Raw genomic sequence first — 25,630 nt, 5'->3', positions numbered from 1 at the left:
AAAGATGAGATAAGGACATGAACGATGAGTGAAAACAGACACATACTTTCCATACTGGTAGACAACGAACCCGGTGTCCTGTCACGGATCGCCGGACTTTTTTCAGGACGGGGCTACAACATCGAAAGCCTGTCCGTGGCCCCCACCCATGAACCGGAGGTCTCCCGGGTGACCATGGTCACCGTGGCCGACGACGACATCATGGAACAGATCAAGAAACAGCTGCACAAGCTGATCAACGTGATCACCGTCCACGACCTGACCGGCTCGAATTACATCCAGCGCGAACTGGCCCTGATCAAGGTCAACGCCAAGACCAACCGGGATGAAATCGTCCGCATCGTGAACATCTTCCGGTACAAGATCGTCGACGTGGCCCCCGACAGTTTCATCATCGAGGCCACGGCCAAGGGGGACAAGCTCGACGCGTTCATCAAGCTTCTGGTCCCCATGGGCATCAAGGAAATTGTCAAGACAGGAAGCATTGCTTTATTCAGAGGCAACTGATAATACAGCCGATTTGTTCGATCCTTGGACAAATCGGCATAACGCGGCGTCCCCCATAACCGGGAGGTTCGACACCAAGAACCGGACGCCGACATGTGGAAAGCAGGCGCGGCGGTTCCGGCCGTAAAACCCTGGAACCGTCAGTCTTGACCAACGACCGGTTTGATCGAAGCACTGCCTGGCTGATCTTCATTTTTGCGGACACAGGCAGTGTTTTTTTCCGGGTCCCGACTTGAATGACGCCCGGACGGCCTTATGTTCGGGAAACGGAAAAACGGAGACATCAATGAACAGAACCCTGATATTCGACACAACCCTGAGAGACGGAACCCAGGGTGAAAACATCAGTTTCACCCCGGAAGAAAAATTGCGCATCGCCCAGAAACTGGACGACATCGGCGTGCATTACATCGAATGCGGCTGGCCGGGGGCGAGCCCCGGGGCCATGGAATTTTTCAAACTCATCCAAGGCGTCACCCTCAAACAGACGGTGGTCACCGCCTTCGGCGCCACACGGCGTCCGGGCATCCGCCCCGAGGACGACACCAACCTCATCGCCCTGATCGACTGCATGGCCCCGGCCGTGACCCTGTTCGGCAAGACCTGGGACCTCCATGTGGTCGAGATCATGAGCAACACGCTGTCCGAAAACCTGGCCATGATCGAGGACAGCGTGGCCTACATCAAAAACCATGGTCGGGAACTGCTCTACGATGCCGAGCATTTTTTCGACGGGTACAAGGCCAACCCGGATTACGCCGCAGAAACCCTGATCGCCGCCCTCAAAGGCGGGGCGGACCGGCTGGTCCTCTGTGACACCAACGGGGGCAGCCTGCCCCACGAGATCGAGGCGATCATGGGCGAGGTCCGCACACGACTCGAAAGCCGTGGTTTTGCGAACGTTCCCTTCGGCATCCACGCCCACAACGACTGCGCCATGGGTGTGGCCAACGCCATTTCCGCCGTGCGGGCCGGGGCCGATATGGTCCAGGGCACCATCAACGGATACGGGGAACGATGCGGCAACACGGATCTGACCGCCGTGATTCCCATTTTGAACCTGAAAATGAACCGGCCCTGCATGGACCCGGACAACCTGAAAAAGCTCAAGAGCCTGTCCCGCTTCGTCAGCGAGACGGCCAACATGATTCCCCTGAACTCGAGGCCCTTCGTGGGCCGGAGCGCCTTTGCCCACAAGGCCGGTGTCCATGTGAGCGCCATCAACAAGAACCCCGTGGCCTACGAGCACATGGACCCGACCCTGGTCGGCAACAAACGCCGGGTCATCGTCTCGGACCAGTCCGGGAAAAGCAACATCGAATACAAGGCCCGGGAAATGGGCATCGACCTGGAATCCGACGCCTTCGACACCCGGCGTTTCGTCTCGGAAATCAAGCTGCTCGAACAGGACGGCTACCAGTATGATCTGGCCGACGGGTCCCTCAAGATCCTGATGGACAAGTTCAGACTTCAGTACAAACCGTGCTTCGAACTGGAATCCTTCCGGGTGACGGTGGAAAAAGACAAGGAGCGACCCTGCACCTCCCACGCCATCGTCAAGATCGCCGTGGACGGCAAAAGTGAAATCACCGCCGCCGAAGGCGCCGGGCCGGTCAGCGCCCTGGACAACGCCCTTCGCAAGGCGCTCTACAACTTCTATGGTGAGATCGCCGACATGCATCTGGTCGATTTCAAGGTCCGCGTGATCGACGGACGCGAGGGCACAGAAGCCAAGGTACGGGTTCTGATCGAATCCCGGGACCGGGAAGATCTATGGACCACGGTGGGCGTATCCGAAGACATCATCGAGGCCAGCTGGGAGGCCCTGGCGGACAGCTTCCAGTACAAGCTCGGTAACAAACAAAACACTCAACCCTAAGCACGGAGCGTTAGTTATATGGATGACAGAATCATCATATTCGATACAACCTTGAGGGACGGCGAACAGTCCCCCGGGGCCACCATGAACACCGCTGAAAAGATTCGCATCGCCTCCAAGCTCGAAGACCTGGGGGTGGATGTCATCGAGGCGGGATTTCCGGCGGCCTCCCCCGGCGACTTCGATGCCGTCCGTCAGATCGCCTCACAGATTACGCAATCCTCGGTCTGCGGCCTGGCCCGGGCCCTGCCCAACGACATCCGAACCTGTGCCGAAGCCGTCAGCGTGGCCAAAAAGCCCCGGCTCCACACCTTTGTGTCGACCTCGGACATCCATCTGGAATACCAGATGCGCAAAAGCCGGGAGGAAGTGCTCGAGATTGCCCATAACGCCGTCAGCCTGGCCAAAAGCCTCTGCGACGACGTGGAATTCAGCGCCATGGACGCCAGCCGTTCCGATCGGGACTACCTGTGCCGGGTCTTCGAGACGGCCATCGCCGCCGGCGCCCGGACCCTGAACATCCCGGACACGGTGGGGTACGCCATTCCCGAGGAATTCGCCGCCCTGGTGTCCTATGTACTCAAGAACACGAAAAATATCGACAAGGCCATTGTCAGCGTCCATTGTCACAACGATCTGGGACTGGCCACGGCCAATACCCTGGCCGCCATCCGGGCCGGGGCCCGTCAGGCCGAGGTGGCCGTCAACGGCATCGGGGAGAGGGCCGGCAACACCTCGTTCGAGGAAATCGTCATGGCCCTCCGGACCCGGAACGATCTGTTCAAGGCCGACACCCGCATCGACACCACCAAGATTTACCCGGTCAGCCGGCTGGTGTCGATGATCACCGGCATCATGGTGCAGCCGAACAAGGCCATCGTGGGCGCCAATGCCTTTGCCCACGAATCGGGCATCCATCAGGACGGCATGCTGAAAAACCCCAGCACCTATGAAATCATGCGACCTGAAGCCATCGGGCTTCACAGCAGCAAACTGGTTCTGGGCAAGCATTCGGGCAAGCACGCCATCAAAAACTATCTCAAGGATATGGGCTACAACCTGTCCGATGACGAGCTCCAGGGGGTTTTCGAAAAATTCAAGAGCCTGGCCGACCGGAAAAAGGACATCACCGACGAGGATCTCGAAGCCCTGGTCAACGAAGGCGTTCTTCGGAGCAGCGACCTGTTCGCGCTGGAATACCTGCATATTTCAAGCGGCACCACCGTGGATCCCATCGCCCATGTGAAGATGCTGATAAACGGTAGGTCCGCCGAGGAAAGCTGCCGGGGCAACGGCCCCATCGACGCGGCCTATCAGGCCATCGCCAAGCTGACCCGAACCTCGGCCACCCTGCTCCGGTTTTCCATCAGCGCCCTGACCGACGGAACCGACGCCCAGGGCGAGGTGACGGTGCGTCTGCGCGAGGGCGGCCTGGTGGCCCTGGGCCGCGGATCGGATCTGGACATCATTACCGCCAGCGCCAAGGCCTACATCAACGGCCTCAACCGGCTGGAGTACCTGAAGGCCAACCCAACCTCCGCGCCGGAAGCCATCTGACATCCTGACATGACGTCAAGATTCTCCAAAAGAAAAGGCAGCGCGGCCGAAGCCACGCTGCCTTTTTCGTTTAAACGGTCGGTGCGATCACGCGATCATGAACCGGCCAGGCTGCTTTTGAGTTTTTCCTGAACGGGGTTGTCGCCGATCCAGATGCCGAACAGGGCTTTCTTGAAGTCTTCGCCGGGGATCGTTTTGGCCAGGGTGCCGTTCTTGAAGATGTTGGTGCCCACGCCCGGTTCGTAGACCATGTCATAGATATCGTCGATCTTGATTTCAGAGCTGAACACGTTGATCATCTCATCGATCTTGGCCTGAATGGGGGCGGTGTTGCCGTTGGTGGATTTTTCAAATCCCTCGCGGGTGGCTTCGGACATTTTCTCGCTGGTGATCAGCTTGGAGATGATCTGCAGTTTGATGCCCAGCTTGTCTTCGCTCTGAAGCAGAGAGACCACGTCGTTGGTTTTCTGGGGAACATAGAGACCGGCCACATAAAGGTCGAGGAACATCTTGGTCCGAACGCCGGAACCGTTTAAAACCAGATCCGAATCACCGGCCTTGATCGTTCCGGGAAGGTCGGCATAGGCCGCGGAGACGGCAAACAAACTTACCATGAGCATAACCATCAGTCGTTTCATCATAGGGGACTCCTTGTTTTCTTGTGGTTTATCATTTGGATTCATACGGACTGCATCAACGTAACCGGTCACGGATCGGCGGTGCTTGCCCAGGCTTTCGCCTGTTGTGCGATCGGTGATCGGTAAGGGGAACACGATTCGAAGGACAAAACCCTTTCGAAGAGATAAACAGTGATATTCCGAGACGACGTCCTTGTCAACCCTTTTGTGCCATGTATTTTTCTTTTACATTTGCCTGTAAATTATAGAATCAATGACCCTCTCAGCTCACTGAGACGTTCGATCCCGTTGTCGATCATGTAGGCTTCGATGCCCGCGACGATCTCACCGGCCACCTTGGGATTCACGAAATTGGCCGTGCCCGTCTGGATGGCACTGGCGCCTGCGATGATGAATTCCAGGGCGTCTTCGGTGGTCATGATACCCCCGATACCCACCACGGGAATCTTTACGGCCCGGGCCACCTGAAAGACCATGCGCAAGGCCACCGGCTTGATGGCGGGGCCCGACAGGCCGCCCACCACATTGGCCAGCTTTGGCCTGCGGGATTTGACATCGATGGCCATGCCGGTCAGGGTGTTGATCAACGACACCGAATCAGCCCCTTCATCCTCCACACGCCTTGCCACCACGGTGATATCGGTAACATTGGGGGTGAGTTTGACCATCAGGGGCTTTTTCGTCTTTGCCCGCACCGCTTTGACCACCCCGGCCGCCGCGCAGGGGTCGACGCCGAAGGCCAGTCCGCCCTGGGTCACGTTGGGGCAGGAAATGTTGATCTCCATACCCGCGATCTTGGGCACGGCGTCGGCCAGTTCGGCCACTCTGGCATAGTCGTCTTCGGTTTTTCCGTAGACATTGATGAACACCGCCGTATCGTAGGCTTCAAGCTGGGGGATCTTGTCCCGGATAAAAGCCCGGATACCGATATTTTCGAGACCGATGGCGTTGAGCATGCCGCAGGCCGTCTCCACGATCCGGGGGGGAGGATTCCCCTTGGACGGCTCGATGGAAAGGCCCTTGACCACGATGCCGCCCACCGTGTTCAGGTCCACATAATCCGTAAATTCAAGGCCGTAGCCGAAGGTTCCCGAGGCGGTCATCACCGGGTTCTTCAAAACCACGCCCCCCACATCCACCCGCATGTCCGGTTTTATCGTCATCGAAAGATATCCTTATTCCTGCGTTATCAACGTTTTAAAAAATCAATCCCTCTTATTAAGTCATGCCCCCTGCGGTGACAAGTTTTTTCTTGGGCCGACGAGGGGGTTTACATTTCAGCGGGCCTTGGTTAAAGTAACGTCGTCATTCAATCCGCAACACCATAAAGGACACCTCTATGCTTCGTTATTTCCGGGACCCCGTCAGCGGGCTCACCCATTTCATCGGATTCATCCTGGCCGTCATCGGCACTGTTTTCCTGATCGCAAAAGGGGCGTCCCTGGGCGGGGCCCTGCATGTCTCGGCCTTTTCCATTTTCGGCGCAGGCATGATCATGATCTACCTGGCCAGCACCCTGTACCACTGGCTTCCCCTCAGCGAAAAGGGCATCGCTTTTCTGCGCCGTGTGGATCACATGGCGATTTTTTTCATCATCGCGGCCTCCTATACCCCCGTCTGCCTGATCGCCCTCAAAGGCCCCTGGGGCATCAGCATCCTTTCCTGTGTCTGGGCCTTCGCCCTGATGGGTCTTGGAATAAAGATTTTCTGGATGAACGCCCCCCGGAGGCTGTCGACGGTCCTTTATCTTCTGATGGGCTGGATCTGTGTGGCGGCGATCTGGCCCCTCATTGTCAATCTCGAGGCCGGGGCACTCATCTGGCTGGTGGCAGGCGGTCTGTTCTACAGCGTGGGGGCGGTGATCTACGCCGTCAAAAAACCCGATCCCTTTCCCCGGGTCTTCGGGTTCCACGAAATCTTCCATGTCCTGGTGATGATGGGCACGGCCTCCCATTTTGTCCTGATGTATGTCTACATCGCACGGATGACCTAAGGCCCCCCTTGCTTTTTTCAACCGGAAATCATCAAAAACCGATGATCCGGTAAACATGGTAGGACACGTAAAGCCCCAAAAGAAGCCCGCCCTCCCAGCGAACCAGACGCTTCTGGTCGGTGATGCAGATCATCAGCAAAAGAACGCTCAGGAAAATCATGACGGCCAGATCGAACATCCCCCCGGTGCCGGGCAGGGGAATGGTTTTGGTGGTCGAACTCAGACCGTTGATCAGCAGCAGGTTGAAGATGTTGGACCCCACCACGTTCCCGATGGCCAGATCGGTCTGCCCCTTGTACGTGGCCATCAGGGAGGTGACCAGCTCGGGCAGACTGGTCCCGATGGCCACAATGGTCAGGGCGATGATCACCTGGGGAATGCCCAGGGACTGGGCCAGCCCCGTGGCCGAGTCCACGGCGACCTTGCCTCCGGTAATGAGAAGCGCCAGTCCGGCAAGGGTCATCAGCAGGCTGATCAGGGTTTTCTTGAGGCTCCGCCTTCCGGACCGGGCCTCGGCCTGGATCATCAGCGCGTCCGTCTGCCGGTTCCGGAACACCTCGGCCACGGTATAATACATGAACACGCCGAAAATCATCAGAAGCACCAGGCCGTCGGAGCGGTCAAACCCGTCGGGGCCGTGGGCCAGCAGACGGTCGGCGGCCAGAATCAGGGTCAGCACCGAGGCCAGCACCATCATGGGGATTTCCCGGGTGATGATCACACTGGAGATGGTCAGGGGCCGGACCAGGGCTGAAATACCCAGGATCAGACCGATGTTGGCGATGTTCGATCCGATGATATTTCCAAAAGAAATATCCGAGTTGCCCCCGAAGGAGGCCAGGAGGTTCACCGAAAGTTCCGGCGCACTGGTGCCGAAGGCCACCACCGTCAATCCGATGACCAACGACGAGACACCCAGACTCTTGGCCAGATCCGAGGCCCCCCGGACCAGCACGTCGCCGCCCCCGAGAAGCAGGGCCAGACCGGCGATGATCCCGACACTATCCATGATATTGACCATAGGGTCCTCCTTGTGCGCATGGTTTCCGCCGCAGCCGTCGAATCTTGGCGGCAAGGGTTGATGATCAGGACGTCACTCGACCCGGAAAAGGGCGTGGTCGATCCGTCCCCGACGGCACTGGGGGCAGCGCCCCGGTCGGGTGTATTTTTTCCTGTCTTTGAATACGAATCCGCAATTCAGGCATCGGAACGGTTCCGTGTGCAGACGCCGGGACGAATGCTTCAGGGTTTTTTCGATAAAGGGAAGATGGGCGGTCACGTCCTTTTCCATGATGCCCAGGGACTGGGACAGGTCACGGATCGTTTTCGGCCCCTCGGCGAGGGCATCGATCATCGCCTGACGGATCGTATGATCCCTCTCCTTTTGCATCACGTCCCTCCTGAATTGTTTTTTTATGATTAAATGATCCCCCGCTGAAAGTCAATCTGCGGATTCACGTGAATCAAACCCTTGACCCGCCTGTAGCAATTTGCTACATTTGTAGCACAAGATCACTCAAGCAGGAGGTAAGTATGGCAAGTCCCCTGAGATTGGATGCGGCCCTGATCGCTGCGGCGGAGAGGGAAGCCGCCGTGCAGAAACGCTCGATTCCCAAACAGATTGAGTTCTGGGCGGAACTGGGCAAGGCCGTCGAACATGTGATCGGCATGGACGATGTGGTGGCCGTCACCCAGGGCCTCAAGCGCATCGAACTGGAAAACCTGGTCTCGCCCGCGGTGGACGCCGACGAGGTGTTCGCCGGGCTGGAAAAAAGCCGTGAAGAGGGCCGCCTGTCAGAGACCGTCACCACAGCCCCGGTATACTACGAAGCCAGCGCCCGCCGCCCCGGCCTTCTGGACCGGGTGAACGCGGCGACCGGTGCCCGGGACACCGGCCGGTTCGAAAACGGTGCATTCAGGCCGGCTGAATGAACGATCACAAACAGCTCTGGCTGCTGGCCGGAGGAAACGGGGCCGGGAAGTCCACCTTTTACCGGCTGTTTCTTGCGCCCCGGGGCATCAAATTCATCAACGCCGACCTGATCGCCCGGGACCTGGGCAGCCTGAAACCCGAAGACGCCGGATACCGGGCCGCCCGTCTGGCCGAACGGCTGCGGTCCGGCCTGCTTGAACAGGGCCTGTCCTTCTGCTTTGAAACCGTGTTCTCCCACGTGTCGAAAATCGACTTCGCGGCCCGGGCCAAGGCCCTGGGCTACGAGGTGATCCTGGTCTATATCCATTTAGACACCCCGGACCTCAACGAGGCCCGGGTCAGCCAGCGGGTCAGCGAAGGGGGCCATGACGTGCCCCCGGAAAAAATCCGATCCCGCCTGCCCCGGACCCTCTCCAACATCGCCCGGGTTCTCCCCCTTACGGATTCGGCCTGGTTGCTCGACAATTCGTCCCGTGACAACCCGTTCCGGCAGATCGCCACCCTGCGCCTGGGACGGGTCCGCCTGCTGGTGGACCGTTTGCCGGACTGGGCTGCCGGGATTCTGGCGGGGATGGGTGAGGTCGGGTAGCGTGGACGGGGTGGACGAGGTGGACGGAGTGGACATCGTGGACGGGTGACCCTGCGGGCGTGGTTCCCCTCGTTCCCAGGCTCCGCCTGAGAATGCCTTCCGCATGACTCCGGCCATGCCTGCCGCAAAGAACACCAGCGCACCGCATCACGCAAACCGACCCGCCCTGAGAAAACCCCACAAAAACCCGTTTGTCCGCCTTTTCAAAAGGCGGGCCCCCGGCAGGGCCGCCGGAGGCAAGGGCGCACGCAAAGAATCACCCGCAAATGAGACGCACGCCGTGCGTCTCTACACATCACACACAAGCCCACAAAAAACCGGCCCCCTATGAACACCCATTTTCTTTTTTCTCCGCGTTCTCCGTGTCTCCGTGGTGAACCCGTTTTTTTTTCTTCAGGCGATTCCGGCGCGGGTCAATCATTTCTTTTCCGACCCTTACAATTCAGTTGCTAAAAAACACGATATTCTATATAAATCCGCATCATTCCATGAGGAGCCGGCACATGATTGGCGGTACAGTCAAAGTCGATCGCATCACCAAGACCTTCGGGGGTACCCGGGTTCTGAAAAACATCAGTATGGACATCAACGCCGGGGAGTTCTTTTCGCTCCTGGGGCCGTCGGGGTGCGGGAAAACCACGCTGCTGCGGATTATCGGCGGATTTGAAAATCCCACGTCCGGGGATCTGCGTCTGGACGGGAAGTCGGTTCTGGGCATTGCGCCCAACCAGCGTCATGTCAATACGATTTTCCAGAACTACGCCCTGTTTCCCCATCTTTCCGTGTTCGACAACGTGGCCTTTTCGCTGAGGCTTAAAAAAGTCGACAAAAAAACCATCCGGAGCCGGGTGACGGAGTATGTCAGCCTGGTGCGGCTTCAGGATCATATCGACAAATATCCGGCCCAGCTCTCCGGCGGCCAAAAACAGCGGGTGGCCATCGCCCGGGCCCTGATCAACGAGCCCCGGGTGCTTCTGCTGGACGAGCCCCTGAGCGCCCTGGACGCCAAGCTCCGGCAGGATCTTCTGATGGAGCTGGACCGGATTCATGACATCATCGGCATCACCTTCATCTACGTCACCCATGACCAGGAAGAGGCCATGAGCGTCTCGGACCGGATCGCCGTGATGCATGACGGCAACCTGCTCCAGGTGGGCACGCCCCTTGAAATCTATGAAAGTCCCGCGGACATGTTCGTGGCGGATTTCATCGGGGCCTCCAACACGCTGATGGGCGAGGTGACCGACTGCACGGGGCGGTATGCGCGAATCCGCACCCCGAACCTGGGCGACATCCTGGTGGACATGGACAAGCCCCTTGCCCCCGGCGACGGCATCAAGGCGACCCTGCGCCCCGAAAAGATCCACATCTCCCGGAAAAGGCCCGAAACCCTCTCCGATTCGGACAACTGCGTGGAAGGCACCGTGTCCCAATACGTGTACACCGGGTCCCACACCCGTTTTCTGGTGGCCGCGGATCAGGGGCTGACCCTGAAAGTGTTCAAGCAGCATGCCCGGTATTTTACCAGTGAAGAGCCCATCACCACCGACGACCGGGTGTATGTCTGGTGGGATGCGGACGACAGCTTCATCGTCGAGGTGACCCGCCCATGATCAAAAACCTCGGGCAGCGGTACACCTTCCCCCTTCTGGTCTGGCTGACGGTGTTTTTCGTACTGCCCTTTGCCATCATCCTCGTGGGGAGTTTTCTCAAGAAAGGCCTTTACGGCGGGTTTGAACTCGAATGGTCCCTTGCCGCCTACAAGGCCCTGTTTTCGGACACCATGCGCAAGGTCACGATAAACACCATCATCATCAGCGTGGCGACCACGGTCATCACCGTGCTTGTGGCCCTGCCCACGGCCTATTACATCGCCCGCTCGCCCCACAAGGAAAAGCTTCTGTTTCTGGTGATCATTCCCTTCTGGACCAACTTTCTGATCCGGATTTTCGCCTGGATCGCCATCCTGGGCAACAACGGCCTCGTCAACAGCTTCCTGATCCGGATTGGCCTGTTCCACGCCCCGGCCCAGCTGCTTTACAACCGCTGGGCCATCATCTTGATCATGATCTACACCTCGCTGCCCTTCGCCATTCTGCCCCTTTACGCCATCATGGAAAAATTCGATTTTTCCCTGCTCGAAGCGGCCCGTGACCTGGGGGCCACCAAGTCCCAGTCCATGACCCGGGTTCTGATCCCCCTCATCGTCCCCGGCATCACCACGGCGGTTCTGTTCACCTTCATCCCGGCCTTCGGCAACTTCGCCATTCCCGACATTGTCGGCGGCACGGACATCCGAATGCTGGGCAACATCATCAACGAAAAACTGAAAACCGCGCGGAACTGGCCCGCGGCCTCGTCCATTTCCATGGTGCTGACCTTTTTCTCGGTGTTCATGGTTCTTATGTTCAACCGGATCACGGCGTCACGCCACGCCAAAACATCGATGAAGGCCTGACATGAAAGACGCCCGCAGCCACCATGCCCAGAAGCATTATTTTTCAGGATTCTTTTTCATCGGAACCATGATCTTTTTCTACGCGCCCCTTCTGATCCTGATCATTTTTTCCTTCAATGAAGGGCGGTCCATGCAGTTCACGGGCTTTTCCCTGAAATGGTACAAGGCCCTGTTCTTCGATTCCGCCAAATTGTGGGGATCGTTTTACAACACCCTCTTTATCGCGCTGATCTCGGCCTTTGTGTCCACGGTCATCGGCACCCTGGGGGCCATCGGGCTTTACTGGTATCATTTCAGGATGAAAAGGTACCTTGAAATCGTTTCCTTTCTGCCCATCATCCTGCCGGAGATAATCATCGGCGTGTCCATGCTGATGTTCTTTGCAGGGACCGGCATCCCCCTGGGGATTGTGACCATCATCATCGCCCACATCACCTTCAACATCCCCTATGTGCTGTTGATCGTCATCGCGCGGCTTGCCGAATTCGACTATTCGGTCATCGAGGCGGCCCACGACCTGGGCGCCCGGGAAATCGATACGCTTTTAAAGGTTATCATCCCCATGAGCATGCCCGGCATCCTGTCCGGATTTCTGATGGCCGCCACCCTTTCGATCGATGATTTTGTCATCACGTTTTTCGTCACCGGGCCCGGGGCCTCGACCCTGCCCCTGCACATTTATTCCATGCTGCGTTTCGGTCTGTCCCCCGTGATCAACTCCCTGTCCGTGGTGCTGATCATCGGCAGCCTGGTGATGGCGTTCACGTCAAGAAGGCTTTTCCGTTACATGTTCAAATAAAACCGTTTCATTACCCGAAAACCGTTTCAAAAAAGGAAAAAACCGTGAAAAAAGCTCTGATGGTCATCATGTGTGTCGTTGCCGTTTTTTGCGTATCAGGCTGTCAGAAGGAACAGCCGAAACTTTATATCTACAACTGGACCTATTACACGCCCGATGCGGTCATCAAGGGCTTCGAGGAAAAATTCGGCGTCACGGTCGTCTACGACGAATTTGCCTCGAACGAAGAGATGTTCGCCAAGCTCAAGGCCGGCGGAGGCGGATACGACATCGCCTTCCCCTCGGCGGACTATGTGTCCATCATGATCAAGGAAGGTATGCTTGAGACCATCGACCGAAGCCTGGTCCCCAATTTTGCCAACATCGATCCCGCTCTGGTCTCAGGCATCACCTACGATCCGGGCTGTGCCTATTCCGTGCCCTACATGAAAGGGGCCTCGGGCATCGCCGTGAACACGCAGTTTGTCTCGGATTACAAAAAAGACATGAGCATCTACCTGAAGCCCGAACTGAAAGGACGCATGACCCTTCTCGACGACATGCGCGAAGTGATGGGACTGGCCCTCAAAGCGAACGGCCATTCGGTGAACTCCGTCAACCCCGAGGAACTCGAGGCCGCCAAAACCCTCGTCCTTTCCTGGCGGGAAAACATCATGAAATTCGATGCCGAAGCCTTCGGCAAGGGCTTTGCCGCCGGTGAATTCTGGGTGGTCCAGGGCTATGAGGAGAACATCTTCTCCGAGCTCGACGACGCCGCCAGGGCCCACACGGACTTTTTCATCCCCGAGACCGGCGGACCCTATTACATCGATTCCATGGTCATTCTCAAGGGCTCGAAAAACAGGGAGCTGGCGCACCGGTTCATCAACTACATCCACAGCCCCGAAGCCTACGCCGTCTTCGTGGACGCCTTCGGATTCCCGTCGATCAACGTCCCGGCCCGGGCCATCCGCACCGGTAAACCCGTCTACACCGAAGAGGCCCTTGAAAACTGTGAACTCAAGCTGGATTTGGGCGACAAGCTCGAGATGTACAACGCGATCTGGGAAGACATTAAAGTAAACTAACGGGATCGGTCAAACACGGACACGGTGGACTAAGTGGACATTGTGGACGGCGTGGACAGATGACCACGCCGCCCCCGTCCACCCCGTCCACTTTTTCCCCTCACACAACAAGGGTGTTGTCGCCGTTTATCTTGCACGCGCCGGTTTCAAGCATCAGGGCCAGGCCGTCTTCGAAGGCGGCGCGGACCTTGGTGCCCAGCCGGGTGATGCCGAACACCCGGGCCGTTTCCCGGGCAAGGTCGTCGGGGCTCATGCTGATATGCTGCCGGAGCACCTGGGTCGCCGCATTGGCGATCTCTTCCGGACAGATTTCCATGGCCGTGCGGGGGCTTGTCTCGCCGACGTCGGGAACCCGGAACGTCGTAAAGGGGTTTTCGATCTGCTCCCGGGTCCAGACGAACTCGCGGTCTTTGGCAGCCCTTATCATAAAGCCGTTTTCATGCACCGCCCCACGCACGATGTCCCGGACCCGACTGCCCGCCCGGTGCAGGTTCCAGGCCGAGGCCACGGCCGATGAAAGCGCATCGAACAACAGGGGCGCTTCGGTCTGAACCATGTCACGGACCAGACGGGTCACGGCCGCCTTGTTGGCCGGATCATGAAGTTCTCCGCCAACGATGCCGGGGTCCGGCGTGAAGCGTCGATAGGCCTCCTGCCCCGGTAATTGGGCCGGGAGGGACGGAGGCAGGTCCGGCTGCGGATCCGGGGCGGCCTCCGCTTTGGCGTACCGCGCCGTCGCCTCATCATCAGGCTTGTCGGCCGCGACATCATGGGACGGAATGTTGGACGGCGGGCTGAGATCCGTATCGTCCAGGGTCGAGGCGCTTTTCAGCGCCCGCTCCAGGGCCTCTTCAAGTTTTAGGATTTCACGGGGCCGCTGAAGCCACCAGTCGGTGGACCAGATGCGGTAAAGACGCCATCCAAGGCTTTCCAGCACCGCCTGGCGGAGCCGGTCCCGGTCCCTGGCCGACGCGGCGCTGTGGTAATTGGCCCCGTCGCATTCCACACCGAGAAGATACCGCCCGGGACGCTCTGGATCACGAACGGCCAGATCAATCCGGTAGCCCGAGCAGCCCACCTGGGTATCCACAATCCAGCCCCGCTTTTTCAGCTCGTCCAGCACCGATTGTTCGAAAAAAGATTCCGTTTCGCCGCCCGTTCGGCCGGTCTCCCCGATGAGGGCCGAAGGCCCGCGTCCGGCGTAGTCGAGAAAGCGTCTCAGGTGATGCACCCCGGTGGCCTGGGTCCGGGACAGATCGATCTGATCGGGCATGAGCCGCGAAAAGACCAGAAGTTCCCGGCGTGCCCGGGTGACGGCCACGTTCAGACGCCGCTCGCCGCCCTTGTTGTTGAGGGGCCCGAAATTCATGCGAACAATCCCTTCGGCATCCGGGCCGTAACAGATTGAAAAAAGGATCACATCCCGTTCGTCACCCTGGACCGTTTCGAGGTTTTTCACGAACACGGGTTCCCCCACCGAGGTGAAATAGGGCTCGATCTCGGGGTATTCGCCCCGGGCGGCGTCGAGAAGGTCTTCGACCAGGGCCTGCTGGGCCTTGCTGAAGGTCACCACACCCAACGAACGTCCCTGCTCATCGGGATCACGGAGCCGCCGGACAATCTCGGCGACCACCGACTCGGCCTCCTTCCGGTTGGTCCGTGATTTTCCGTGGTCGTAGACCCCGTCGGGTACATCCAGCCGGCGCACCCCCAGCCGGGGATGCGCCGCAAGGGCCGAGGGAAAGGTGTGGAGCCTGTTCTCGTAGTACTGACGGTTGCTGAAGGCGATCAGGCTTTCATGGCGGCTGCGGTAGTGCCAGTCCAGGGTCAGGGAGCGGATGCCCGCCGCATCGGCTTCGTCGAGGATGCTCTCGAGTTCCTCGGGCAGATCGTCTTCGCTGTATTCCTCGTCGCCTTTCTGCCGTTCAAAGAAACTCGTGGGCGGAAGCTGACGGGAATCGCCAACCACGATCAGCTGCTTTCCCCGGGCAATGGCGCCGATGGCGTCATAGGTGGGCATCTGGGACGCCTCGTCGAACACGACCAGATCAAACTTCGGAAAATCCGCGCCGATGAACTGGGCCACCGACAGCGGGCTCATCAGCACACAGGGTTTGTACCGTGCGATGGCGTTGGGGCATTCACTGAAGATGCGGCGGATCGTCTTGCGCCCGCCCTGAACGAAGCGCTGGAGCTGTCCGGCCTCCGAACTGGCGGGCGAGCGCTGGGCGGTCTGTGCCATGCGGGGCATCGCCCCTGCAATGCGGGCAAAGGCTTCCTGCCGGGTCAGATCGGCGATTTTTACCTCCTGATCCCTGAACGCATCGATCTTCAGATTGTGCCGCTCGCCGATGAACCCGGATAGCGTCGGGATTGACGGCAGCAGGGTCCGCGCCCACCAGTCGGCAAAGGAGTGCTCAAAGGCGGGCCCAAGGTGATCGATGCCCACGCTCCCCTCTTCCAGGGCCTCCGCCAGGGGACCGAGGCCCAGCGCCGCAGCCGCCTTACGCGCCGCCTGATAGTGGGTCCATTCGCGAAGACGGGAAAGGTTTTTGGAAAGACTGTGGATCGCGGCCTCGCATCGGGCCGTCACCCGTTTTTCGGAGTCCTCGCCCCAGGCCGTTTGCCCGTTCAGGCAGAGAAGGCCGCCCAGGCGTTCCCGCCCCTGTTCCACGGCACCAAGCGCCTTCCGGAAAGCCTCGGCGGCCTGGGCGGCGGGCGTGCCGGAGGCAAACAAGCCCCGGCCTTCGACGGCGAAGCGGACCAGGGTCTGCCGGATGGCCAGGGTCTTGTCAAGGCTCTCGCCCCGGACCTGATCGAGGGCCGTACGGAACCGGTTCGTCCAGCGGGCCATGGCGTCAAGCGCATCCCAGTCCGAGGCAGGGCCCCCCACGGACGAGCCCAGGAGTCCGGCAAGGTTTTTCTCCTGAGTGTCCAGGGTCCGCTGATCCTCGATCACCCCCTGGGCCTGTTCCAGCTCGTCAGCCAGCATCGCAAGATCGCCCGGTTTTTTGCCGTCGGTTCGGACCGCCCGGACGGCTTTGCGGACAAAGACGCCCAGACGCCAGCGTTTAAAAAACCAGGCGGTATCCCGTGCCTTCAGTTTGTCAATCAAAAGAGGAATATCCAGGTCGAACAGGTCGTCGGTATAGGTGTCAAGCAAGGCCGACCGTCGTCCGGCGCAATCGCGCCCCAGCTCGATCAAGGCCGTCAGGTCGCGACGCGTCCGGGGCCAGTCCGGCACGGTCAGAAGGGCGGGGGAGACCTCCGGTGCGGCGACCAGAAGATCAGTCAGGTCGCTGACCGTCTTAAGATCTGAAAACGAGACGCTGTGGATATCAAAACCAAACTCCGGCAGCAGCGCGGCCCCCCGGTCGCCCAGATCTTTTTGGGCCGATTCAAGATCCCGGATCGCCCGGGCCGCGTCGTCCTCGATGCCCCATACATAGGCCGAAAGGCCCACCGCAGCCAGCGGATGGCCCGACGGATCACCGGAAACCCGGGCGGCCAGGGCCATTTCGCGCACAGCGGTCTCCATGGCCGCAAATTCCTCCGCCGACCGGCCGTCTGCGGCACCCAGACTGAGCAAAACCTTCGGATCATCCGCCCGGCCGATCAGCCGGGAGATGACCCAGTAGGCACTTTTGCCAAAGGCCCGGGGCTGGTGGAGATCGGCCACATAGGCATTCAGGAACCGGCGCTGGTCGGCAAGACGGTTCGCCTCGGCCTCCCACTGACCGCCGGCCCCCGTCCCGGCCACGTTCAAGGCCTCCCGGAGCTGGGCCCGGAACGATTCCCTGGTGGTCTTGTTCGAGTGAAGTTCGAGGCAGAACGGGCCGAATCCCACATCGGCCAGCCGCTTGTGCACCACATCCAAGGCCGCCCGTTTCTGGGCGACAAAAAGCACGCGCTTGCCCACGGCCAGGCTGTGGGCGATGAGGTTGGTGATGGTCTGGGATTTTCCCGTACCCGGCGGGCCCTGCAAGACGAAGGTCCGCCCCTCCGCCGCCGCGTAAACGGCGCGCAGCTGGGATGAATCGGCAAGCAGGGGACAGAAGGTGTTCGCCGGGGCATAGCGTTCATCGAGGGTCGCAAGATCGGGAAAGACGGCCTCGGGTTCAAAGGTCTCGGTCGCACTCTCGACCAGATGACGGACCACGCCGTTTTGTTTGAGTTCTTCGGCATTGGCCTCCAGGTCCAGCCACATCAGAAACCGCGAAAAGGTCAGGATGGTGAGGCAGGCCTCATCCTCCACCCGCCAGCGCGGCTCCCGCTTGACGGCGTCCCGGAGGGTTCTGAAAATCGTCGGGACATCGAGGCCGGATTCGTCCTCGGGCAGAGGGTCCAGGCCCTCGATGACCATGCCGAAATCCGATTTGAGTTTCTCAAGCAGGGTGATGTTGATCCGCGATTCCTCATCGATGCGCCGGATGCGGAAGCCCTCGCGTACGGCCTTTCTTTCGATGCTCATCGGAACCAGAAGAATCGGCGCCCGGCGCTCGATTTCGCTGTCCGCCGACTCGGTCCAGACCAGAAAGCCCAGGGCGAGAAACAGGGTGTTGGCCCCGCCCTCTTCCAGCCCCAGCCGGGCGGCGCGTTCGATGTCGACGAGGCGAGCGGCCAGATCGCTCTCGGTCACGGCGGCGTGGAGACGCTTCTGTGCCATCTCCTCCCGCAGATACACGGCAAGGGGGTGATCCCCCGTCCGGGCCTGATACAAGGCGGCATCCCGGGGATCCGTCGTGCCCCAGGCCTCGGGCCTGGGCCTCACGCGAAAGGCGTCGCCCTTGGCCAGGGCGTCCTCCAATCCTGGAATATCCGGGCACATCAGAGGGATGGTTTTTTTGGACTCCCTGAAATTCAACAGGCGATTTCGAAGCGTCAAATCCAGAAGGCTGTTTTTCCACCGGGACAAGCGATCGGCGGAGCTTTCCTGATCCCGGGGCGGCTTGCGGTCGATCTCCGTCAAGGCCTCCGGTGCGATCACGTCTTCAAAGGCGTCCCCTGCGCGGCCCGCCTTCTGCCCGCCCTTGTCTGTCGCGGCGCTTTCCCCACCCTCGACCAGCGACAAGGGGCGGATCCCCATGGTCCGGGCGGACCGGATATCCACGGCGAAACGAAAGGAGTCATCGCTTTTCAGTTGGGCACCGGCCTGATCGAGGGCGGTCTTGAAACTCAAGGGGGGCGTTTGGGTGATACCCGTGGACTCGATGACCAGAAATTCTCCCAGACTGATCCGGTTCAGAAGAATCGACCCGTGAACGGTCACGGTGTCGTCAAAAGCCTTGTCCATCAGCCACACGCCGACCAGGGCGTGCCCCGCGATGAGGACCGGAACCGGCCTGAGTCCCGCCTGTTCGAAACAGGCCGAAAGAAGCACGGCCGTATCCAGGCAGGTGCCGAGCCTGCGTGTGATCAGGTGCTCCGGTGTTCTGATTTTCTGACCGGTCGTTTCAAAACTGGCCGGCGGATTGCTGTAGCGGATGGCCTGCCGTGCTGCGGCGTAATAAATCGCGGCGGCCTGGGCATAGGCCCGCCTCGGATCCCCGCTCTGATATCCGGACAGCGAGGCGTCCCCGGTTTTTTCCAGAAGCAGCCCGGACGCTGCGGCAAGGATCGTCTCCACGGCGGGATCGTTGGGCAAAACGTGGGCGGCCAGGATCTCGGGCAGCGTCGATACGCCATACCATTCGTTGCAGGCCAGGACCCACAGGGGATAAGGCGTTTTCACCGGCAGGATGCCCTCGGCCCGGGCCTCGACCCAGAGGTGACCCTCTTCGCGCTCGGACTGTTTGCGCAGCATCTCCCGGATGAGCGTCAGGGATCGATCGGAAAAGTCGCAGGTCTCACCGGAGGCCATCGCTTCGACCCGCAGGATTTTTTCGACGATAACCGGAGGATCGCTCCACAGCCGGACAACCACCCCCGTCACCGCCCGGTCGGCCTGATTCTTCACCGACAGGGCCCGAACAAGGGGGACGCCGTTCTGCTGCATGGCAAAATTAACAAAGGGTTCATACGCCATCATAACGGAAAGGGGGACGTCTCCCCCGGGCTGCCTCGATGTCTCACTCATGGCCGGACCTGCCTCCTGAAATGGATTTCCCATGGAACCCGGGCCGCCGTCGTTCAAACACCCCCGAACGACCCGTGTCTTATGGATTCGCTGTGTTAGACAAATTCAATTGTGCGCTGCCGACATGCCCCAAAAACATCTTGTCTTTCATACCACGGCCCTGGGACTTTTTCATCTATCTTATTTATTCCTCTTGGCACCACCCCGTGCCCGTGCTCGAAAAAAGCGTATTCACCACGGAGACACGGAGGGCACGGAGAAGGAAAGGAAAAAATGAGGGCCTCCGGCGGCCCTGCCGGGGGCCAAACGTTTGAAACGTTTGACAAACAGGTTTTGGGAGAAAAAGGGGGGGGGGGGGGGGGGGTTGTGTTTGATGCCTTCCATCGAACGATCGTCTTCGACGGGCATGTGTTTGTCGACCTCGGTGGGGGCGAGGTCGTACCCGCCGTCAACGTCGTTTTGTGCCGTTATATATTGAGGGCTCCGCCCCAAACACCTATGGTTTCATAAAAAGAGGGTGACCTTCGAAACGTGAAACCGTCTGCCCCGTTGTTCGTCACCTGATTGCCCCCAGACAAAAAAGCCGCCGGTCTTCCATGGAAGACCGGCGGCTCGGCTTTCACGACGGCCCTGAGGTCAGATGCTCAGTGTCCGTAGATGTACAGTGCCGTGGGGGTGCTGTTGAACTGAATCTGAAGATCGCGCATGCGGATTTCACCGAGGTAACTGGCCCCGTTTTTCGAAAATTCGCTGTTCACGTACATATGATAGCCCGACGCGAGAAAGGTGTTGACGGCGATGTTGTCCGGCAGACCGAAGCGCACGAAGGAGGTGTAGGCGGGGATATCGGGACGGCTGTCCCCGATGATGTCATAGCCGTCGGCCTCGGTGGAGGCCACGTCGATTTCGATTTTCGCGTCGTTCAAGGACACTTCCATGGCCGAGGTCTCGCCGCCGCTGTCCAGAATCAGCCAGCCCGCGCCGGTCACGCCCCGGATGCCGTCGTCATCGCCCACACCCATGTTGGTGAATTCCTGGGTGACGGAGATCTTTCCTTCGAGAAAGATCGTCACCCCTTCCCGGGCCGTCACCGTGTCGAGCTGGTCCTCCGAAAGATTTTCGATGGCGAAGGCGGACATGGGCAACACCGTCAGCCACAGGATGAGGTTGATCGTACGCAGCAGTTTCATACACGCCCCTTGACGATTACGCTAAAAATGAATTAGACACATAAACATTGTTCATGTTTACCCTTTTCTAACAAATATTATCCACATGGTCAACAAAAATATTTTCTCGCCTGACCGCTTGAAATCAGTGTCGATCCGTGTCAACATGCTTGGCATTATTACCCCGTCAACCAAGGTCCCGACACGCCCATGACACAAGCCTTCATCACACGGCTGAAAACCGACGTTCCGATCCTTTGTCTGCTTGTGGGCCTGGTCACCCTGATCTACGGCCAGACCCTTTCCTTTGATTTTATCAATTTCGATGATCCGGTGTATGTCACGGACAACACCGCCGTCACGGAGGGCCTGACCGCAAGGGGTCTGGCCTGGGCCTTTACGATCCACAGCGATATCGGCATGTACTACCAGCCGCTGGCCTTTGTCTCCCACATGATCGACTGCCATGTGTTCGGCCTGGATCCGGGAGGCCACCACCTGACCAGCCTCGTGATTCACGCCGCCAACACGGCCCTGTTGTTTCTCGTGCTTCAGGCCATGACAGGGGCGAGGTGGCGAAGCGCCCTGGCGGCGGCGATCATTGCCGTTCACCCGGTGAACGTGGACGCCGCGGCCTGGATTTCCGAACGCAAAACCCTTCTGTGCGCCCTGTTCTGGCTGCTGGGCACGGCGGCCTACCTGGCCCATGTCCGGACGCCGTCGAGGCTGCGGTATACCGCGGTGATGGTCTTTCTTGCCCTGGGACTTCTGACCAAACCCGTGATGATCACCTTTCCCTGCGCCCTGGTTCTTCTCGATATCTGGCCCCTGGCCCGGGCCGGAGAGCCGGTATCCGGTCGCATGCTCTTTGTCCGCATCCGCGAGAAAATACCCCTGTTCATCCTGACGGCGCTCTGGTTCGTCACGCCCTTTCTGTCCCGCAGTCTCATGGCCCAGGAAACCACCCCCGACCTGATTCCCCACGGCCTCCGGCTGGCCAACGCCCTGGTCGCCTATGCAACCTACGTGACCCAATTCGTTTGGCCCCGGGATCTGTCGATCCTCTATCCCTACCCGGACAGCATTCCCATGGGGCGGACCCTTGGGGCCCTGATCTTTCTCGCAGCCCTGACCGCCGTCTTCGTTTACCGGTTCAGGCGCTCGCCCGCCCTTCTGATCGGCTGGCTCTGGTTCTGCGGAACCCTGTTCCCCACCTCCGGCCTGATCCTCGGCACCCTCTGGCCCGAGCGGGCCGACCGCTGGGCCTACATCCCCTATATCGGCCTGGCCGTGGCCCTGGCCTTCAGCCTGCCCGGTTTGTCCCGATTACGATCACGGTGGGTTCCGGTCATCGTATCCCTGGCGACCGTTTATCTCGGCGTTCTGACCTTTACGGCCCGGTCCCACACCGCCCATTACCGGGACAGCATTCATATTTTCGAAAAGGCCCTGTCGGTCATCGGCTACCACGCCCTGCCCCACCAGAACCTGGCCGCGGCCCGAATGGGAAAAAAGGACTACGACCGGGCCATGCACCATTTGTCCGTCATTCTTGAGCACGAACCGGACCATGGGCCCGCCTCGTACAACATGGGCCTGTGCCTGGCCGAGACCGGACGGTCGGAAGAGGCGCTTTCATACTTCGAAACGGTCATGGCCCTTGATCCGTCCGATACACGGGCCCGTCTGATGGCGGCCCGCATGATGACGCGCCTGGACAGGCCGGAAGGGGCCCTGGCCCTTTATGAACAGGGCCTTGCCCGATCCGACAACAATGCCGACCTGCTGTACGATCTTTCGATGTTTCTGGTGAATCAGGGTAGAAAGGACGAAGCCGAACAGCGGCTCATCACCCTCGTATCGGTATGGCCCGGCCATGGTGACGGCCATGCCGCCTATGCAGCCCTTATGCTCGATCGGAAACATCATGAAAAGGCTTTGACCCACGCCCAGAAACTTGCGGCCCTGGAGCCGGACTCGATCCGCAGCCACAGCCTTCTGGGCGTCTGTTACGCCCGGCTGGGCCGTTACGACGACGCAATCCTGCATTTTGAAGACGCCCTGAGCCTGCAGCCCGGGAACCGGGAAACACGGCTCAATCTTGAAACGGCCCGGGCCGACAAGGCGGCCCGGGACCGCTGTCTTGAACGATTTCGAATCCTCTTGCCCGGCGGCCCGATATTATCCCGGCCCGAGGACATCGAACAGCGGTTGTCTGAACCTGAAACCGCGCTGGACCAACCGGGCCGTATACAGGCCGCGGCCTGCCTGGCCACCCTGTACCGGCTTCGGGGGGATTACGACAAGGCCCTTGACGTGCTGGAATCGGCCTTGGGGCCTGCTGCCGAATACGAGCCGCGCATCCGATACAACATGGCCTGCCTGAACGCCCTGATGCTCCGCCCCGACGAGGCCGTCGCCCAGCTGAAGAAAGCCCTTGCGGCCGATCCGGGCCTCCGGCTTACGATCGATACCGACCCGGACTTCGACGGAATAAGACGATCCCCCGCCTTCCTCAGCCTGGAACCGCCCAAGGCCCTCAATCCTCCGCAGGAAGAAAAAACCCCACCCGGTCCATAAACGCCTGAAACCTTAGGTCACGACGAACCTTTTCCAGACGGGAATCCACGGCCAGACGGTGCCAGTCGGTAAATCCGGCATCGGCTGCCCGCTTCAGAAACGAAAGCCCGTCGTCCAGACGCTCATCCAGCACACTTATACAGGCCAGGGCATAATAGGCCTCACCCCGCAGATCATGATGGTGATCGGCCAGCCGGGCGTAAAACACGGCCGCGTCCCCATACCGGCCCCGGGCCTGGGCAAGGGCCCCCAGTCCGGAAAGGGCCATGGGGTGATTCGGCATCAATGTCAAAACGTCGGAAAACAGGGACTCCGCCTCCGAAACGCGTCCCAGGGCGGCGGCCAGAGCAGCCGCCCGAAGTTGTTTTTCCGGGTCTTCGAAATCGGCGTCGCGGCCTTCCACAGCCCGGTTATACTCGGCTTCCAGCGTGTTTTTTTTCGCGGCGATCAGCGCCAGATTGTCCAGAGCCGCGGTATTGCCGGGATCGATATCAAGCACCCGGCGAAACAGGGCTTCGGCCTCGACGGTGCGGTTTGTGGCGGCATAAACCACACCCATGTCGTTCATGGCCATGATGTTGCCGGGGTCAACCGTCAGAACCCGTGAAAAACACATCAACGCCGCCTCGACCCGGCCGAGGTCAAACAGGGTGTTGCCCAGATTGGCCAGGGCTTCCAGATGATCGGGTTTGTAACGGACCGCCTGCCTGAAGTGCTCCGCGGCCTCCTCCGTCAATCCCTGACGAAGGCGCATCACCCCCAGATTGTTGTGGGCCTCGGGGAAATCGGGCTGCTGCGCCAGGGCCTTGAGGTACCAGGACACCGCATCGTCGATGCGCCCGTCGTTTGCGGAAAGGGCGCCCAGGTTGTAAAGGGCCTCGGGAATGTCCGGATTGGCGGAAAGGGCGGCCAGAAAATGCTCCCGGGCGAGGGCCGTGTCCCCGGCCTTGAGACGGTTCAACGCCAGGTTGTGATGGGCCCTGCTGTAGCCCGGCTTGGCCCACAGACACAGATAATACTGTTTCCTGGCCTCGTCGGTGCGTCCCGCCTCATCATAGGCCACCCCCAGGTTATGGTAGGCCAGATAATTCCGGTCGTTGAGCGCAAGGGCCCGGGTGTAAAGGGTTTCATTACTCTTCCAGTAAGCGGCCTGCCGGGCGGTCAGTGCGGCAAAAAAACACACCGGAACGACCACGGCCGGCCAGGCGATCCGTGGTCCCAGCCGAAAATAACGCATGAGATCAAAGCCGCCCCAGGCAACGATCAGATGAATACCGATCAGAGGCAGGTAGGCAAACCGGTCGGCATGGGCCGGCCAGACCGCCCCCTGGACCAGGCCAAGGAAGGGAAACAATACGATCAGGTAGAAAAACCAGCCCACCGCCAGATAGGGCAAACGCCTGAAAGATCGAAGGGCAAGGACGGAAATCCCCAAAAGCCCGACCAGGGCCGCCAGGGCTCCGGCGGTGTTGACCTCATCGGGATAGGGATACAGAAAGGACAGGTCCAGAGGCCACACATACTGTTTCAGATAGACAAAACAGGACAAAAGGGCGTTTTTCACCCGAAGCCCCATGGGCACCACAGCAAGGGGAATGTTCTTGGCCGTCACATGCTCGGCCAGAAACGGGGTCACGGCCCAGAGCCCCACCAGGATCGATAGGGGGATCTTTTCGAGCACAAGGTCAAAAAACGACCGACTCTCACAGCGGAAGAAGGGATTTTCAGGCAGACACGCCGCCGTCCGCCGCCACCGGTTCAGGGGCCAGATATCCACCAAAAGGAGAACGGCGGGCAGGGTGACGAGAACGGGCTTGGACAAAAGACCGGCGGCCAGCGCAAGACAGACAACCAGATAACGGGTCAGTCCCGGCGTTTTGGCATACCGGGTCCAGGCCAGAAGGGAAAGAAGAAAAAACAGGGCCGACAGCAAAGTCTTTTTCTGGGCGATCCAGGCCACCGAATCCACACCGATGGGATGAAGGGCAAACAAAAAGGCGACCAGGGCGCTTCGCCTCACGGCCCCGGTCATACAAAAAAGAAGGGCATACAGAAGAAGGCTGTTGACCATATGGAGGGCCAGGCTGGACAGGTGGTGGGCCCCGCTGTCGGTGCCGAACAGCCGGCAATCGATCATGTGGGCCACATAGGTGAGAGGATGGTAGTAGGTCAGGTCGTTGTCCCGCAGGGAAAAGGCCCAGGCCAACGAGGTGACGCTAAGGCCGTTTCGGATTTTTTCATGGGTCACATAGTCCTGATCGTCGAAGTTGATGAATCCGTGACGGCGGACCTGACCATAGACGAGCAGAAGCATCGAAAGCAGAAGCGCCGCGACGAGGGCATGTTTTTTGATGTGTGAATCAGGCATAGACGTCAACCGGTTTC

18 protein-coding genes are annotated in these 25,630 nt (G+C 59.7%); 11 read left to right on the top strand and 7 right to left on the bottom strand.

Annotated features, from left to right (window positions below):
- Positions 1 to 24 precede the first annotated feature (24 nt).
- The 3 genes from ilvN (at position 25) to ACYQ11_RS08165 (ending at position 3,943) form a co-directional block, all read left to right on the top strand.
- Entirely contained in the window at positions 25 to 507 is a 483-nt protein-coding gene (gene ilvN, locus ACYQ11_RS08175; RefSeq protein WP_459923285.1) for an acetolactate synthase small subunit, read from the top strand.
- A gap of 286 nt (positions 508 to 793) precedes the next feature.
- Positions 794 to 2,386, top strand: coding sequence for a citramalate synthase (gene cimA, locus ACYQ11_RS08170; RefSeq protein ID WP_459923284.1), 1,593 nt, complete (start codon positions 794 to 796; stop codon positions 2,384 to 2,386).
- A gap of 18 nt (positions 2,387 to 2,404) precedes the next feature.
- Entirely contained in the window at positions 2,405 to 3,943 is a 1,539-nt protein-coding gene (locus ACYQ11_RS08165) for a 2-isopropylmalate synthase (RefSeq protein ID WP_459923283.1), read from the top strand.
- Between the two features lie 95 nt (positions 3,944 to 4,038).
- Here ACYQ11_RS08165 and ACYQ11_RS08160 read toward each other — a convergent pair whose 3' ends face one another.
- Entirely contained in the window at positions 4,039 to 4,584 is a 546-nt protein-coding gene (locus ACYQ11_RS08160; protein WP_459923282.1) for a chalcone isomerase family protein, read from the bottom strand.
- Positions 4,585 to 4,823: 239 nt separating this feature from the next.
- A complete protein-coding gene (locus tag ACYQ11_RS08155) occupies positions 4,824 to 5,744 on the bottom strand; it encodes a dihydroorotate dehydrogenase (protein ID WP_459923281.1) in 921 nt (306 codons plus the stop codon).
- Positions 5,745 to 5,920: 176 nt separating this feature from the next.
- Between ACYQ11_RS08155 and trhA the strand changes: the two genes are divergently transcribed.
- A complete protein-coding gene (gene trhA, locus ACYQ11_RS08150; protein ID WP_459923280.1) occupies positions 5,921 to 6,574 on the top strand; it encodes a PAQR family membrane homeostasis protein TrhA in 654 nt (217 codons plus the stop codon).
- A 31-nt stretch (positions 6,575 to 6,605) separates the two neighbouring features.
- Here trhA and ACYQ11_RS08145 read toward each other — a convergent pair whose 3' ends face one another.
- Together ACYQ11_RS08145 and ACYQ11_RS08140 are read right to left on the bottom strand one after the other, a co-directional pair.
- Complete coding sequence (locus ACYQ11_RS08145) at positions 6,606 to 7,595, bottom strand: calcium/sodium antiporter (protein ID WP_459923279.1); 990 nt, start codon at positions 7,593 to 7,595, stop codon at positions 6,606 to 6,608.
- 72 nt (positions 7,596 to 7,667) lie between these two features.
- Positions 7,668 to 7,964: a transcriptional regulator gene (locus ACYQ11_RS08140; RefSeq protein WP_459923278.1), complete on the bottom strand. Its 297-nt coding sequence runs from the start codon at positions 7,962 to 7,964 to the stop codon at positions 7,668 to 7,670.
- A gap of 143 nt (positions 7,965 to 8,107) precedes the next feature.
- Here ACYQ11_RS08140 and ACYQ11_RS08135 point away from each other — a divergent pair, with 143 nt between their 5' ends.
- From ACYQ11_RS08135 to ACYQ11_RS08110, 6 genes are all read left to right on the top strand, one after another.
- A complete protein-coding gene (locus ACYQ11_RS08135) occupies positions 8,108 to 8,506 on the top strand; it encodes a TA system antitoxin ParD family protein (RefSeq protein ID WP_459923277.1) in 399 nt (132 codons plus the stop codon).
- Complete coding sequence (locus ACYQ11_RS08130; RefSeq protein ID WP_459923276.1) at positions 8,503 to 9,096, top strand: ATPase; 594 nt, start codon at positions 8,503 to 8,505, stop codon at positions 9,094 to 9,096. The genes ACYQ11_RS08135 and ACYQ11_RS08130 overlap by 4 nt, the downstream gene beginning before the upstream one ends.
- A 503-nt stretch (positions 9,097 to 9,599) precedes the next feature.
- Positions 9,600 to 10,709 carry an ABC transporter ATP-binding protein gene (locus tag ACYQ11_RS08125; RefSeq protein WP_459923275.1) on the top strand — a complete coding sequence of 370 codons (1,110 nt, stop codon included), beginning with the start codon at positions 9,600 to 9,602 and terminating at the stop codon, positions 10,707 to 10,709.
- On the top strand, positions 10,706 to 11,554 hold the full coding sequence (locus tag ACYQ11_RS08120) for an ABC transporter permease (RefSeq protein WP_459923274.1): 849 nt from the start codon (positions 10,706 to 10,708) through the stop codon (positions 11,552 to 11,554). Before ACYQ11_RS08125 ends, ACYQ11_RS08120 begins: the two co-directional genes overlap by 4 nt.
- 1 nt (position 11,555) lies before the next feature.
- A complete protein-coding gene (locus ACYQ11_RS08115; RefSeq protein ID WP_459923273.1) occupies positions 11,556 to 12,353 on the top strand; it encodes an ABC transporter permease in 798 nt (265 codons plus the stop codon).
- 44 nt (positions 12,354 to 12,397) lie between these two features.
- Positions 12,398 to 13,420 carry an extracellular solute-binding protein gene (locus tag ACYQ11_RS08110; protein WP_459923272.1) on the top strand — a complete coding sequence of 341 codons (1,023 nt, stop codon included), beginning with the start codon at positions 12,398 to 12,400 and terminating at the stop codon, positions 13,418 to 13,420.
- A gap of 100 nt (positions 13,421 to 13,520) precedes the next feature.
- On the opposite strand, the gene proA is transcribed toward ACYQ11_RS08110, so the two are convergent.
- On the bottom strand, positions 13,521 to 19,496 hold the full coding sequence (gene proA / locus ACYQ11_RS08105) for an anti-phage protein ProA (RefSeq protein WP_459923271.1): 5,976 nt from the start codon (positions 19,494 to 19,496) through the stop codon (positions 13,521 to 13,523).
- A gap of 644 nt (positions 19,497 to 20,140) precedes the next feature.
- Positions 20,141 to 20,686: a DUF6160 family protein gene (locus ACYQ11_RS08100; protein ID WP_459923270.1), complete on the bottom strand. Its 546-nt coding sequence runs from the start codon at positions 20,684 to 20,686 to the stop codon at positions 20,141 to 20,143.
- A gap of 189 nt (positions 20,687 to 20,875) precedes the next feature.
- On the opposite strand from ACYQ11_RS08100, the gene ACYQ11_RS08095 reads away from it, so the two are divergent.
- Positions 20,876 to 23,245: a tetratricopeptide repeat protein gene (locus ACYQ11_RS08095; RefSeq protein WP_459923269.1), complete on the top strand. Its 2,370-nt coding sequence runs from the start codon at positions 20,876 to 20,878 to the stop codon at positions 23,243 to 23,245.
- On the opposite strand, the gene ACYQ11_RS08090 is transcribed toward ACYQ11_RS08095, so the two are convergent.
- Positions 23,205 to 25,613, bottom strand: coding sequence for a tetratricopeptide repeat protein (locus tag ACYQ11_RS08090; protein WP_459923268.1), 2,409 nt, complete (start codon positions 25,611 to 25,613; stop codon positions 23,205 to 23,207). The two genes, ACYQ11_RS08095 and ACYQ11_RS08090, sit on opposite strands and share 41 nt — an antisense overlap.
- Positions 25,614 to 25,630 lie beyond the last annotated feature (17 nt).

The organism is Desulfatiferula olefinivorans (assembly GCF_054657895.1).
Note: the sequence above shows the minus strand (reverse complement) of the source record. Positions and strands in the feature narration are given on the sequence as shown.

Bases quoted from the DNA above. Each gene is read 5' to 3' on its own strand.
- ACYQ11_RS08160 (WP_459923282.1), bottom strand. From the start codon at position 4,584: ATGATGAAACGACTGATGGTTATGCTCATGGTAAGTTTGTTTGCCGTC.
- ACYQ11_RS08130 (WP_459923276.1), top strand. From the start codon at position 8,503: ATGAACGATCACAAACAGCTCTGGCTGCTGGCCGGAGGAAACGGGGCC.
- ACYQ11_RS08155 (WP_459923281.1), bottom strand. From the start codon at position 5,744: ATGACGATAAAACCGGACATGCGGGTGGATGTGGGGGGCGTGGTTTTG.
- ACYQ11_RS08165 (WP_459923283.1), top strand. From the start codon at position 2,405: ATGGATGACAGAATCATCATATTCGATACAACCTTGAGGGACGGCGAA.
- ACYQ11_RS08120 (WP_459923274.1), top strand. From the start codon at position 10,706: ATGATCAAAAACCTCGGGCAGCGGTACACCTTCCCCCTTCTGGTCTGG.
- cimA (WP_459923284.1), top strand. From the start codon at position 794: ATGAACAGAACCCTGATATTCGACACAACCCTGAGAGACGGAACCCAG.
- ilvN (WP_459923285.1), top strand. From the start codon at position 25: ATGAGTGAAAACAGACACATACTTTCCATACTGGTAGACAACGAACCC.
- ACYQ11_RS08125 (WP_459923275.1), top strand. From the start codon at position 9,600: ATGATTGGCGGTACAGTCAAAGTCGATCGCATCACCAAGACCTTCGGG.
- ACYQ11_RS08145 (WP_459923279.1), bottom strand. From the start codon at position 7,595: ATGGTCAATATCATGGATAGTGTCGGGATCATCGCCGGTCTGGCCCTG.
- ACYQ11_RS08115 (WP_459923273.1), top strand. From the start codon at position 11,556: ATGAAAGACGCCCGCAGCCACCATGCCCAGAAGCATTATTTTTCAGGA.
- proA (WP_459923271.1), bottom strand. From the start codon at position 19,496: ATGAGTGAGACATCGAGGCAGCCCGGGGGAGACGTCCCCCTTTCCGTT.
- ACYQ11_RS08140 (WP_459923278.1), bottom strand. From the start codon at position 7,964: ATGCAAAAGGAGAGGGATCATACGATCCGTCAGGCGATGATCGATGCC.
- ACYQ11_RS08135 (WP_459923277.1), top strand. From the start codon at position 8,108: ATGGCAAGTCCCCTGAGATTGGATGCGGCCCTGATCGCTGCGGCGGAG.
- ACYQ11_RS08095 (WP_459923269.1), top strand. From the start codon at position 20,876: ATGACACAAGCCTTCATCACACGGCTGAAAACCGACGTTCCGATCCTT.
- trhA (WP_459923280.1), top strand. From the start codon at position 5,921: ATGCTTCGTTATTTCCGGGACCCCGTCAGCGGGCTCACCCATTTCATC.
- ACYQ11_RS08090 (WP_459923268.1), bottom strand. From the start codon at position 25,613: ATGCCTGATTCACACATCAAAAAACATGCCCTCGTCGCGGCGCTTCTG.
- ACYQ11_RS08100 (WP_459923270.1), bottom strand. From the start codon at position 20,686: ATGAAACTGCTGCGTACGATCAACCTCATCCTGTGGCTGACGGTGTTG.